The following is a 13090-nucleotide window of genomic DNA, read 5'->3' as shown; positions in this document are numbered from 1 at the left end:
ATCATGAGATGTTAAATGTGAAATGTGAGATGTTGGGCCTTCGGAAGAAATGAGGTATAGATGATGAAGATCTTCGATTCGAAAAGTTAGTGTTACCTTAAAGTAAACGGTATCGATACTTTCTATTCATCGTATTCGTTATAGTGTAATAAGGGGCACTACGTGAAGGGCGACGATACCGATCAATTTGATCATTATGTTCAACGATGGGCCCGCGGTATCCTTGAAGGGATCTCCAATCGTATCGCCAATTACAGCTGCTGCATGGGCTGGTGACCTTTTACCTCCGAAGTGGCCGAGCTCGATGTACTTTTTGGCGTTATCCCATGCACCTCCCGCATTCGCCATGAAGAGGCCGAAGAGGAGGCCTACGACGATACTCCCAGCGAGGAATCCACCCAGGATCATCTTACCCTCTGGCATCATGCCTAAGCTCACTGGACTCAACAACGCTAAGAGACCCGGTGCTACCAACTCCTTCAGAGCACCCTTCGTACTTATATCGACACATCTAGCATAATCGGGCTTAGCATTACCTTCAAGTATCCCCGGTATCTCTCTAAATTGCCTCCTTACCTCTTCGACCATTCTGAAGGCGTTCCTGCTGACGGCCTGTATTACCAACGCCATAAAGAGGACCGTAAGGGCACAGCCGATGAACACCCCAGCGAACGTATGGGGGTTAAGGAAGCTGAAGGCTGAGAGTTCGAGCTTCGTCACGGCTGCATACGTTGCGAAGAGCACGATAGCGGTTAGAGCGGCCGAACCTATCGCGAATCCTTTACATATGGCTTTAGTGGTATTCCCGACCGAGTCTAGAATATCTAATTCGTCTCTAACCTTCTCGGGCATCTCCGACATTTCGGCCATTCCTGCTGCATTATCGACTACCGGACCGTAGGCATCCGAGGCCACAACTATACCGGTTATGGAGAGCATCCCTACATCGGCCATCGTGATACCATAGATCCCGCTCAAGAATCCGTACTCGGGGATGTACGCTATATAATACGACACGATGATCGCTACAGCGATGAATATTACTGGAATGATAGTGCTGAACATACCCACTGAGAAACCCGTCAACACAGTTATGGCTGGACCGCTTTGAGAAGCATGGGCTATCGATTGGGCCGGTCGATAGATTCTATTTGTAAAGTAATCTGAGGTTAGGCCCACAGCCATACCGACTATCAAACCAACTACCACAACCCATGTAATGCGAAGGCCCAAGGATGGTTCCAGTATGATCTGTGAAATGAAGTAAGTGAACAACGCCGTTAATACGCTACTCAGTATGGTGGCGAAGGTTAGAACGTAGCTCGGTTCACGGACTCGTGCACCTAAACTTACCGAGAGGGCGGCCAGTGCCGATGCGAGTATCGCAAAGCCCCTCAACACGAGCGGGAATACTATTATCCCCAAACCCAATCCTGGAAACTTCTCCCATAGTAGGTAGCCTATGATCATGGCGGCCAGCATACTCGCGACGTAAGATTCGAAAAGATCGGCACCCATACCCGCTACATCACCCACGTTATCACCGATGTTATCAGCTATAACTGCGGGGTTTCTCGGATCGTCCTCGGGTATCTTGGCCTCGACCTTACCTACCAGGTCGGCACCTACATCGGCGGTCTTTGTATATATACCTCCACCAACCCTTGCAAATAGAGCCACGGTACTGGCTCCGAAGCTGAAGGGGAGTACGAGGTGAGGATCTTTAAAGATCACATAAAACGAAAATACTCCGAGTAGGCCAAAACCGACCACACACATACCCGTAATAAGGCCACTCCTGAAAGCCAATTGAAGGGACCTGCCTATCCCAAAGTTTACCACGCTCTGTAGCGTTCTAGAGTTCGCCTTTAAAGCTGCATACATCCCTATAAAGCCTGCTGCACTCGAACAGGCCGCACCGAAGATATAGGTCACAGAAGCCTTCCATCCTCCAAATCCGGGGACAAAGGCTAAGGCTACAGCTACGACCACCGCTATTAACCATATGGTCTTATACTGCCTCGATAGGTATGCGTTAGCCCCTTCCCATATCGCCTCAGCTATCTCCCTCACCCTTCCCGTACCCGCATCGGCCCTTAACAATTGATATAGCGAGATACCCGCTATTACAAACGCTAGGATAGACATTACCGGTACTGTGAGGATGAGATCAAAGTTCACTCCAATCATCCCTAGCTCGAACCACCCTTATGATAAGGCTCTTCACCACCATCTTAACCTTTCTCTTAACACTCTTTTTATTTAAATCTTTTGTAAGTCACACAGAAAAGTTTCTAAAGTTATATCCTATTAACATGCATAGATCTTTATTTTTTTGCACAAAATTATACAAAAGATCATTACATCGGTATCTCGGTATCAACGGTTCTCTATAGTATTGTTGAATCGTTCAGATCCTGGTATTTGGTACGTTCCTTATTGGTTGTAAAGCCTATAATCAGATTAACAGCGAAAAACCCTACTCATTATATCGACTCGAATATTGAATGTAAAAGAGTAAATTAAATAAGACGCCTTTGCTATTTAATTAAAAATGGCAGGGTGGCGGAGTGGTTACGCGGTCGCCTGCAGAGCGACTATACATGGGTTCAAATCCCATCCCTGCCTCTAAACTTCTCTGTCAATATTGATAAGAGTTCAGATCGTCTTTTAAATCGTCCATCCTAAAGTCCTTAAAATTCACGTTAGAGATAAGAATTACTCAAAAATACGTACTGCTATAATGATATCGTTGACGTTGGTCCCTGTGGGGCCCGTGATAATAGTATCGCCAAGCCTTTCTAAGAACGTATTCGAATCGTTATTCTGTAAAAAAGATTCGACATTCAACCCCATCCTCTTCGCTCTACTCAGAGTATAGCTATCGACGATACCGCCTGCAGCATCTGTAAACCCATCGATACCATCGGTACCTACAGATGCTATGGCCAGACCTCTTACGTTATCGATATATCTACAGGCTGAGAGCACGAGCTCCTGATTTCTCCCTCCCTTACCACTGCCCTTAACTGTCACGGTAGTTTCACCACCCAGTACTATTGAAATACCTCTTGCTCCCAACTTCTTAACCTTCATATACCTTGCGATCGCCGATACCACCTTCCCGACCTCTCTAGCCTCACCTTCAAGGAGTGTAGTTAAGATACATGCATCTAAACCGTTCGATTCCAGATACTTAAGGGCGGATTCACATGCCAGATCATTGCTACCTATTATAAAGTTATGTACTCTTTCAAAGATCTTATCCCCAGATTTCGGGGTCTCAGGTATTAGTCCATCTACTCCTTTCTCGAGTACCTTACGAACAGATTCTGGAGCTTTACTCCAAATATCATACTTCTTAAGGATCTCGACCGCATCTTTATATGTAGATGGATCTGGGGCAGTAGGTCCTGAGGCGATAGTTTCGATTCTATTACCTACAACATCAGATATGATGAGGCTGATGACCCTCGCTGGATAGATTTTCTGGGCCAATCTGCCGCCCTTGATATTTGAAAGATGCTTTCTAACGATATTCAATTCATCGATCGTCGCACCCGATTGTATCAGACTTTTTGTAATGCTCTGCTTATCCTCGAGTGTCACACCCTCTATAGGTGATGTCATCAATGCTGACCCTCCACCAGAAATAAGGCAGAACACAAGATCATCTTCATTCAGATCATCGGTAAGTTCTAAGATCTTCGATGCGGCAGAAAGAGACTCTATCGTAGGGATCGGATGGCCAGCCTTCAACAACTCTATCGATCCGGTGTAAAACCTTCGATGTTGATATTTGGGGATGGCGACTATTCCATAATGAATTCTATCCCCTAAGATACTGTACAATGCTTCAGCCATCGGTGCCGATGCCTTACCCCCACCGATTACATAGATTTTATCAACCTCCTTTAAATCGATCGATAGATGATCGATCTGAATTCGGTCACCATCTCTTTTAACATGCCCTTTGATCAAGTTCTGGGGGTCGATCGATGATAGTGCAGCTTCTATCGCTCCGAGGATAAGATGGCGCGCTTCTAAATCGGTTTCTTCACTCCTTAGTAATTGTGCTCTATTTTTAATCGGTCCAGACTCGCCCATCGATATTACAATACTAGTGTTGCGTTATTAAGTATAAGATTATGATATTCTCATTAAGCATTTTGAAAGCAAGTTACGGAGGAGTCTCATGACGAAGCTCTTTTATTATCAATACATCCAAAATTTTTATCATATTAAATCCACAAGCGTTTTCATACCCTCTTACACTCACCATCCTTGAAACGTGATCCTTCTATAATTCAATACTCTTTAGTTAGAGATCTGCACCCATTAAGTTTATTAACTTTTGAAGGTTACATAGAGTTATGATAATCAGCATAACACCAGACCTGGCTTTAGATGAAGGATATACCTATGCTGGAGGTCTTGGGGTTTTAGAGGGTGATAAATTTTATGGTGCAGCAAAGTTGGGCATACCTTACAAAGTTCTATGCTTACTTTACCATGAAGGCTACGTGGATTATGAGTTTGATGATCAGGGCAATCCATTACCAAAACCTCAACCTCAGCCGAAGGAATTTTTAGATAAATTCACCAAAGGTGATACCTTCACTATAGAGTTAAAGGGCCAGAGTGTGAAGGTAGAAGCGCTCAGATACCAGAAGGGTAGTGCTGAGGCGGTATTCTTTAGACCTTTGGAGCCAGACTGGGCATATCATTTAGTGAATCGATTATACATAGAAAGAGATATCGAGGAAAAATTCTTCAAGTACGTACTCTTGGCGAAGGCATCTGCCGAATTTATAAGGAGATTCATAGGCGTTGATGAAATCGATTATATAGACCTTCAAGAGAGCTACGCCTGCATCTTACCATTAATCTTGAAGATTCCGGGGAAGTATAGAGTTGTGATTCATACGGCCGGGCCTTGGGGCCATCCGATCTTCCCGAAAGAGCTCTTTGAGAAAGAATTCGGATATACATTCATAAGTGATAGCATCTCATTAACGGAGATCGGACTTGCAGCTTCCAGCGAGGCCTTTTCGGTTTCGGCGAAGCATTACGAGACTATGTGCAAGATCATACCACACTTTTCGGAGAAGCTTCGTTACGTAACGAACGGTATCTTTATAGATAGGTGGATGGATGGCGATTTAAAGGCCTGTTATGGGAAGGGCGATCTGCATATGCATGATTTTATAGCGATACGGAAATCTATTCGGGAGAGATTCATCGATTCCATCAGACGGTATAAGGATGTGGATATTGGTAATAGGATGATCATCGGCTGGTGCAGGCGCTTTACTTCATATAAAAGGCCCGAATTTGTGATAAAAGCTATCGATGAAGTATCGAATAAAGAAGCCGTCTTTATTATAGGTGGAAAGGCCCATCCACACGATATCGTCGGTTTAGAAAATATGAAGGTATGCTACAGATTACATAAAGAGAGGGAGAATGTAATCTACATTCCCGATTATACGGTGGCGACGGCAAGAGAAATACTCAAATCGATAGACCTTCTACTCTTTACACCATCTCCCGGCTTAGAAGCGTGTGGAACGAGTTACATGAAGGCTGCAGTAAATGGTGTACCGACACTTTCATCCCCAGATGGTGGTGTTATGGAGTTGATTATGGATGATATAAATGGTTGGCTCTTCTTACACATATTGGATTATATCAGCAAGCCGGGGACAGCGACGGCCCAAAGAATAGATATGCTCGATTACGATGCATTTAAAAGTAAATTACAGCAGATCGTGGCATTGTACAAGAATAACCCAGAGAAGTACTATAAAGTCTCATTGAACGCTCTACTCACATTCATCCCCAGAGTAAGTATCGAGAGAGTGTTAAATGAGTACTATCCAAGAATCGTTAGGGTATGGCATTAGCCTATGAAGTTAGAGTGTGAAGATCTTAACTCCAATTCAATCACGGGTATGAATAAAGCTCCTATAGCCTCTTTAGAGTGTGAAGATCTTAACTCCCCTTAACTCTCTATACTCTCTATACTCTGTCTTAATTCGGTTATAACTCATTGATTATCTTGTTTATCTGCTCCGCCATGTAGTGATTCCTCAATACGACCTTGACGGACTTTACACCCTCTAACCTTCTCAGCGTTTCCTTAATATCCTTCGCGATCTTCATAGCGAATACCGGGGGGCAGAAGGGAGCGGTAAGTCTAAAGTATACTGAGATATTACCATCATCGATATCTATCTGCTCCACGAGATTCATCTCCATGATCGAAATACCTATTTCGGGATCCATTACATTGGCGAGCGCCTTCTCAACCTCACTTCTATCTATACTACTCGTCATCACATAAATCGAGATAGTGTATACTATATAACTATTTCGAAAAATGGCCAACCCTCATCATATCGATGCTAGTTTATTAGAAGCAATTTTTAAAAACCCTTAGACTCCAATTAACATCGATCTTTATGGAGAATGTTAGAGCACATGTGTATATCTCGGGCTTAGTTCAGGGGGTCTTCTTTAGAAGTAACACTCGAAAGCAGGCGTTAAAAAGGGGCGTGCGTGGATGGGTGAGGAATCTGCCCGATGGGAGGGTGGAAGCTATCTTCGAGGGTAGTAAGGATATGGTACAAGAGATGGTCGAATGGTGTAAAGTTGGCCCTCCAGGTGCGAGAGTTTCAGATGTAAAGGTATACTGGGAGGAGTATCGTGGCGAATTCGACACATTCGAAATCATCTATTAAAAATCGATTTCATCGGTATATCGATACTATATTGAAAGGTACTATCAGAAGTGAAAAAGCTTTAAGTCAGCTATGGATAAGAACTTTGGGATGAGTTTTACAGAAGATGAGGTTAAACGTGCCGCTGAGCTCAAGTTATGGATAGAAAAGCGAATCGCAGATTTAGAGGGCGAAATTGCCAAATTAAAAGAGACCTTATCACTCGTAGATAGTATATTGAGAAAGGGGAGTTTCAAGAGTGCTATAGATATTACCACTCCACATCTCTTTAAGCAAGAAAGATCGTTGGTACAGGCCGAGCCTATCGAAGAAGTTAAAGAAGAGAGGGCATTGATCAGACCTAAAGATGGCTTCCTTCTGGGACATGCATTCATCTCTAACAAATCTGTAGAGATCGTGCCCGCTGAAAACGTTTTATTGAATGTGGATACACCACCTTTCAAATCATTCTTCATAAATAGAATTCTAGAGGGTATGAAGAGTAAAGATTCTGAAGATGTGAATAAAGGTAAGTTGAGTAGTGATGAAGTGATAAATTATGAAGTGAAAGATGAAAATGGTATAATAAAGAAGATCGTGATAAAGAATTATCGGGATAAAGGCAGATTGAACGAAATTATCAATACCGCTATATGGGCCTTTACGAGAATGTTGGAGAAGAAGGCACAATAGTTGACCACTACAATCTATTCGTTATAGTAGTATTGGTAAATTACAATTGAGATTTAAAATCAGTACATGAGATGATCAAACCAAATTCTTAATAACTGGCCTTTATCCTAAATATTTGGCAAGGGGTTATACTCCTTGCCGATAGACTTTTATAAGAAGCTCAAAGAAGCGGGAGTTGCGTACACTTTTAGAGACTTCATTCTGATACCCGGTCTGAGTGAGATAGAACCTTCACAGATAGACCTATCTACAAATTTCACAAAGAATCTAAGGCTCAACATACCGCTAGTCTCATCACCTATGGATACGGTCACAGAGGCTGAGATGGCAATAGCTTTGGCGAGGCAAGGTGGTATAGGGATCATCCATCGTAACATGTCGGTAGAGGAACAGGTAGAGGTTGTGAAGCGTGTGAAGAGGGCCGAGTCGTTCATCATTCGAGATGTCGTTACGATCGCTCCAGATCAAAATGTGGGTGATGCGATAAATCTGATGAAGAAGCATAACATCTCTGGTCTGCCAGTCGTTGATGGAGATAAATTGGTGGGGATCGTGACGAAGAGGGATGTAAACTTCGCTTCACTAGATGAGAAGATATCGAATGTGATGACGAAGGATGTAATAACGGCCGATGAAAATGTAACTATAGAGGAGGCGAAGAGGATTATGCATAAGCATAGAATAGAGAAGTTGCCAGTAGTGGGTAAGGATAAACGCCTCCTTGGATTGATCACGATAAAGGATATTTATTCACGTGAGAAGTACTCACTCGCCTCAAGAGACCGTGAAGGTAGGCTCCTGGTCGGTGCTGCACTATCACCGATCGATATAAATAGGGCTAAGAGCCTCGATAAGTATGTAGATGTTTTAGTATCCGATGTTGCCCATTTCCACAATCGTAATATTTTGAAGGCTGCTGCGAAACTTGTAAAAGAAGTCAGTGCAGACTTCGTTATAGGTAATATAGGGACTTCTAAAGCGATGGAAGATGCCATCAGCACCATCGATAGAATCGATGGTGTAAGAGTAGGTATAGGCTCTGGTTCATCATGTCTAACATCTGAATTGATGAAGGCTGGAGCGCCCACACTCTTTGCAATCGCACAGGTTTCAGTAGCATTGCAGAAGTACAATCTGAATATTCCGATAATCGCCGATGGTGGTATAAGAACCCCTGGGGATGCAGCCTTGGCATTGGCGGCTGGTGCATCATCGGTGATGATGGGCAATGTATTTGCAGGCTGTGCAGAGTCTCCCGGTGAGTTGATCAAGATCGGTGGAAAGTACTATAAACCGTATAGAGGTATGGGTAGCCTATCCGCGAGGATGAAGAGGTACGCTCTGGATCGTTATAGCCATCCCGCAAAGGGTGTGGTGGAGGGTGTGGAGGGTGTGGTACCTTATAGAGGTGATGTTCAAACCGTTGTAGAAGAATTTGTGAATGGGCTAAAAGCGTCCTTTGGTTACGTGGGTGCAAGAAATATACCCGAGCTCTGGGAAAAGGCGGTATTCGGTGCTGTAACCGTAGCGGGTCTGGAAGAACTTAAGCCTCACGATATAATTTTACCGGGTGAGGAGAAGATATAGAATAGATGAAGAATGAATAAGAAAAGTAAATGAAGCGATGAATGATTGAAGGTTTTATGAAGAATAACGATCGAGGAGTAGATAAAGAGCGAAAATGATTTTACTCATTTAAACTCCGTAGGAACGATACCACCATATATCTATCGGGAGGTATTGCCTTAGATACATACAAAGCACCACAGGCATTCGCGAAGATCAATCGCTCTCTAGCTTTAAAATTCGCAAGGTAACCATAGATATTTCCAGCATCCCACACATCACCAGCACCGGTTGAAACCCTTTGATCGACCTTAAAGCAAGGTACACAAATAGCATCTTTACCATCACTGGTAGCTGAGCAGATAGATGTGTGTAAATCTACAATCGTATTTAAGTGAAGGGAGAGGTTTTTCGCAACCCTTTCCACATCGAGCTCTGTAAATCTACTTGGTAATGGTGCTATATTCATCAACTTAGCCAGTCCAGAGGCTTCATTCTCATTGATGCTTAATACATCTACCAAACCTTTCTTCAGAATCGAATCTATCACTCCTCTAAAATCAGAGAGCCTCGTCGTAAAGTCGGCTGGAGCGAATAATGTCCTTACACCCGCACCCTTACCAAATTCGAAGACCTTTAAAGCGAGCTCGGTTCCAAAGTTATAATTAGCTGCCCAATTCGTGACTACTACCATCTTCGCTTCACAGATCCTATTAAACTCATAATCGCTCAATAGACTTGGATGAAATCTAGCTATATCTCCTAAATCACTCAACATTACATTCACCAAACGGCCCGCTTCTTTAAACTCTAGAGCTACCGTATAGCCAGGCTTTCCATCTATAATTCTCAATTCTACATTCTGCAACTCCGAAAAGGTCTTTAAAAGTAGAGGAGAAGTTTGGTCGTCGGCGAGCGTGATCAGAGTGGTTTCTACACCCAATCTACCGAGTGCGTAAGCGATATTCACAGCATTACCACCTTTACATTCAAATTGTTCAATACCGTGAATACTCCCCCCGCCATACTCGACCTTCACCTTCAACCTTTCAAAGATATCCTTCAGTGATTCAAATTTTACAAAACGGTCTACGAAGAAGTCTGGAAGGATGACGGTTCTACCCAGATTAGTAGCATTCATTATTAGCTCACAGAGTTGGGAATAGTTGCGATCCTTCATCATCTTGATTTGAACAACGATAATAAAAAAGATTAGTGCCTCCTTCAGCATATAACGAATTATGTGAAGGTTGGAAGGATAAAAGAGCGGTGAGCATCCTTCTTTGAATTATAAATGAGAAATGATCACATTTCATCGATTCATGGTTGTTACTTGATTTGACCGATCGCCATGCTCCTAATTAGATCGATAACATCTTCATACCTATCCGCTATATTCTCCAAAAATTCAATAATATCTTTTAATAAAAAGGCATACTTAAATTTGTCCAATTCATCGAGCATAACCATGAGTGAAGGTATTATGGATTCTCTCCTCAAATCATCGATCTCTTCCTCTAGCCTCTCAACTCTATCGGCTATATTTAGAGTTTCTTGAGGATCGAGGAACAATTTACCGAAGGCATCGAGCGTTAAATTGGACATCTCAACAAGCATCTCTGATTGCTTTTTTAAATCGGTTTTTAATGATTCATCGATCTCTCTATTCGGGATGTACTTCAATCTACCCACTGCAGCCTTAGCAAATGATGCTGCATCATCCGCTGTAGTTAATAGCTTAATGATATCTTCACGGTTTATAGGGTGAAAGATGCCCTTTGTGAGTTCTGCCATGATCTTTTTCTTAATATCATCACCTTCACGTTCCTTCACAAAGATATTCTGTGCATGAATCTTCGCGTTAGCTTCATCACCTTCAAGCAAAGCATAGATATAATCCCTCGATTCAACCACTACTTCTTTAATCTTATTTAAATGCTCCTCACAAAGCTTTAATATCTTCCTCTCTTTTTCCCTACCAAACCATATGGCAGAGCTAAAACTCTTAAATTTCAAGCTGATAGAAATGGTATCATCGTGATATATAAGGTTATGCTCAATATAATAGTGGTTGGTAACGTCAAAGCCCACGCTAAAACGATCTTCATTACGATCATCTTATCTACACCACCACCTCCAACCAAACCAACACCTATGATCGACCCTATCGATGATTGTGTGGTAGAGATTGGCATACCATAACCGAAGATGAGGTATGGTAGTGTGGTGAATAAGTAAATGACGGTCGCATTCGATAATTCTGCAGCAAAACCTGTAATTGGAACCAAGCGAGTGGTCCTCATACCTGCTACTCTGATCACCCTCGGTCCTAAGCTCAACCCGCCTATTAAAATTCCGATACTGCCCAATAGAGCCATGAAGAACATCGCCGTGCTATCTGGAATTCTACCGATTTCTTTCGTTACCGTAACGAATACGCCCGTTGCATTCGCTACATCGTTGGCACCGAAAGAGTAAGCGGAGAAACACAGCGCCCCTATCAATAACCATTTGATTACACGATCTATAGTTTGCATACTCCATGATAACCTTGTAAAGATCGAAATCGAAATATAGTAAAGAATTATTGCAACGATCAATGAAAGGATCGGTGATGCGATCATAGCGATAAATACTTTTTCCAATACAGCCCACTTGATTTTCTCTACACCATAGGCAACGATCCCATATCCGATTATGGCACCTACCAGTGAATGTGTTGTAGAGATTGGCATACCTATCCAACTACATAAACCGATCCAAATGACTGCGGAGAGCGTTATGATGAATGCTCCCGAGACAGGGATGTAAGGAACTATACCTCGATCCAAAGTCTTCATTACCATATAACCTTGAAGTAGTGCTCCAAGAGCCGTAAAAGCAGCAAAAAGATAGACTGCCTTGCGTATAGATATAACACCCGCCCCTACCGCACACTCGGTAGGGTTGGCAGCATCATTCGCACCTATGCTCCATGCAATCATAAATGAAAGGGCTATGCCTATAATATAGACCATAAATACATCCATGAATCAACACCTTTGTAAGGAGGATGTAATTGTAACTTATTTTGAGAAGGAAAGTAATCATGGTTTAAGCTCAATTCACCTCTCATATTCATATACTCATTGATAAATTTATCTAAGTTCTTACTTTTACAAACTTACAAACGATAGGTCTGAGATTTATAATCCTCCGATCCTCTTCTTCTTAATTACGAATTTAGACTCCTAATTAAGCCTTTCAGATCACAAATTTCCTTATAAAACCTTCACACAATTGCTTATAGTTTATAGTTTGAAGATATCTTTGATTCTCTCCATAAGTAATGATTGCATTACACTATACATCTTTGGCGATCATGAGCCATCCTATCTATATTAGCGCTATGAAGTGCTCTTTGAAATACACCGAGCCTACCTTTTATAAGAGATTTCAATATTGAATTTTACCAATCTTAAATTTAGATTTAGATAATTAGATAAACATGAATTATGAGAGATTTTATAGCTAACTTTATAGCTATTTTAGCAGGCTATTTTAGTAGACTCATGAGTGAGCGAATCGCATTCACCGAGTCTGATGTGGGAGCATAATCGATGAGCGCAAGGTTCAACATACCCGCTTCCAGAACCTTTTCATCGTAAGGAATTACAGAATCTAGCTTTAAACCGTTCTTTCGCAACTCATCCTCTAAGAATTTCCTTTGCTTTTCACTTCGAACTTTATTAGCCACGATGATCACATTCTTAACGTTCAGATCTTTGGCCAACTTCACTATCCTCGCTGAAGTAGTTACCGATTGAATACTCGGTTCGACTACATTCACGATATAATCGAAACCTTTTACAATGCCCCGCCCCAGATGCTCCAACCCTGCTTCCATATCGACTACTACCACATCTTTAGACTCCATCACCAAGTGCCTAAATAGTGCCCTCAGCAACGAGTTGGCGGGGCACATACAACCCGAACCGGCAGATTTAACGGTACCCATAACGAGCAATCGCACACCATCGGGGCCCAATACACTAAACTTCTCCGCTATATCATGAACCTTGGGGGTTAGGCTGAAGACACCTCCCACGGAGCCAGGTCTTACACCCGTT

At 42.5% G+C, this 13090-nt stretch carries 11 protein-coding genes and 1 tRNA gene; 5 read left to right on the top strand and 7 right to left on the bottom strand.

What is annotated here, in order from left to right:
• Nucleotides 1-138: 138 nt before the first annotated feature.
• Nucleotides 139-2181 carry a sodium-translocating pyrophosphatase gene (locus tag NZ896_01030; GenBank protein MCS7116038.1) on the bottom strand — a complete coding sequence of 681 codons (2043 nt, stop codon included), beginning with the start codon at nucleotides 2179-2181 and terminating at the stop codon, nucleotides 139-141.
• Nucleotides 2182-2556: 375 nt separating this feature from the next.
• Between NZ896_01030 and NZ896_01025 the strand changes: the two genes are divergently transcribed.
• Nucleotides 2557-2628, top strand: a tRNA-Cys gene (locus tag NZ896_01025).
• 90 nt (nucleotides 2629-2718) lie between these two features.
• On the opposite strand, the gene NZ896_01020 is transcribed toward NZ896_01025, so the two are convergent.
• Complete coding sequence (locus NZ896_01020) at nucleotides 2719-4107, bottom strand: glycerate kinase (GenBank protein MCS7116037.1); 1389 nt, start codon at nucleotides 4105-4107, stop codon at nucleotides 2719-2721.
• 266 nt (nucleotides 4108-4373) lie between these two features.
• Between NZ896_01020 and NZ896_01015 the strand changes: the two genes are divergently transcribed.
• Nucleotides 4374-5906: a glycogen/starch/alpha-glucan phosphorylase gene (locus NZ896_01015; GenBank protein MCS7116036.1), complete on the top strand. Its 1533-nt coding sequence runs from the start codon at nucleotides 4374-4376 to the stop codon at nucleotides 5904-5906.
• A 136-nt stretch (nucleotides 5907-6042) separates the two neighbouring features.
• Here NZ896_01015 and NZ896_01010 read toward each other — a convergent pair whose 3' ends face one another.
• On the bottom strand, nucleotides 6043-6339 hold the full coding sequence (locus tag NZ896_01010) for an iron-sulfur cluster assembly protein (GenBank protein MCS7116035.1): 297 nt from the start codon (nucleotides 6337-6339) through the stop codon (nucleotides 6043-6045).
• Nucleotides 6340-6464: 125 nt separating this feature from the next.
• Between NZ896_01010 and NZ896_01005 the strand changes: the two genes are divergently transcribed.
• From NZ896_01005 to guaB, 3 genes are all read left to right on the top strand, one after another.
• Nucleotides 6465-6743 (top strand): acylphosphatase, encoded by a 279-nt coding sequence (locus NZ896_01005; GenBank protein ID MCS7116034.1) that lies wholly within the window; start codon nucleotides 6465-6467, stop codon nucleotides 6741-6743.
• A 72-nt stretch (nucleotides 6744-6815) separates the two neighbouring features.
• Nucleotides 6816-7415: a hypothetical protein gene (locus NZ896_01000; protein MCS7116033.1), complete on the top strand. Its 600-nt coding sequence runs from the start codon at nucleotides 6816-6818 to the stop codon at nucleotides 7413-7415.
• Nucleotides 7416-7550: 135 nt separating this feature from the next.
• The gene (gene guaB / locus NZ896_00995; protein ID MCS7116032.1) at nucleotides 7551-9002 is read left to right on the top strand and encodes an IMP dehydrogenase; all 1452 of its coding nucleotides are present in this window, start codon (nucleotides 7551-7553) and stop codon (nucleotides 9000-9002) included.
• A 100-nt stretch (nucleotides 9003-9102) separates the two neighbouring features.
• Here the strand turns inward: guaB and NZ896_00990 are convergent, their stop codons facing one another.
• From NZ896_00990 to NZ896_00975, 4 genes are all read right to left on the bottom strand, one after another.
• Nucleotides 9103-10161, bottom strand: coding sequence for a PfkB family carbohydrate kinase (locus NZ896_00990; protein MCS7116031.1), 1059 nt, complete (start codon nucleotides 10159-10161; stop codon nucleotides 9103-9105).
• Between the two features lie 149 nt (nucleotides 10162-10310).
• Nucleotides 10311-10997, bottom strand: a complete 687-nt coding sequence (locus tag NZ896_00985; protein ID MCS7116030.1) for a DUF47 family protein — start codon at nucleotides 10995-10997, stop codon at nucleotides 10311-10313.
• The gene (locus NZ896_00980; GenBank protein ID MCS7116029.1) at nucleotides 10994-12010 is read right to left on the bottom strand and encodes an inorganic phosphate transporter; all 1017 of its coding nucleotides are present in this window, start codon (nucleotides 12008-12010) and stop codon (nucleotides 10994-10996) included. Before NZ896_00980 ends, NZ896_00985 begins: the two co-directional genes overlap by 4 nt.
• Before the next feature lie 506 nt (nucleotides 12011-12516).
• A partial coding sequence (locus NZ896_00975) for a hypothetical protein (protein ID MCS7116028.1) occupies nucleotides 12517-13090 on the bottom strand: 574 nt, incomplete at its 5' end.

The organism is Nitrososphaerales archaeon, from assembly GCA_025058425.1.
GTDB lineage: Archaea > Thermoproteota > Nitrososphaeria > Nitrososphaerales > JANXEG01 > JANXEG01.
Note: the sequence above shows the minus strand (reverse complement) of the source record. Positions and strands in the feature narration are given on the sequence as shown.

Bases quoted from the DNA above. Each gene is read 5' to 3' on its own strand.
- NZ896_01020 (MCS7116037.1), bottom strand. From the start codon at position 4,107: ATGGGCGAGTCTGGACCGATTAAAAATAGAGCACAATTACTAAGGAGT.
- NZ896_01015 (MCS7116036.1), top strand. From the start codon at position 4,374: ATGATAATCAGCATAACACCAGACCTGGCTTTAGATGAAGGATATACC.
- NZ896_01010 (MCS7116035.1), bottom strand. From the start codon at position 6,339: ATGACGAGTAGTATAGATAGAAGTGAGGTTGAGAAGGCGCTCGCCAAT.
- NZ896_01005 (MCS7116034.1), top strand. From the start codon at position 6,465: ATGGAGAATGTTAGAGCACATGTGTATATCTCGGGCTTAGTTCAGGGG.
- NZ896_01000 (MCS7116033.1), top strand. From the start codon at position 6,816: ATGGATAAGAACTTTGGGATGAGTTTTACAGAAGATGAGGTTAAACGT.
- NZ896_00990 (MCS7116031.1), bottom strand. From the start codon at position 10,161: ATGAAGGATCGCAACTATTCCCAACTCTGTGAGCTAATAATGAATGCT.
- NZ896_00980 (MCS7116029.1), bottom strand. From the start codon at position 12,010: ATGGATGTATTTATGGTCTATATTATAGGCATAGCCCTTTCATTTATG.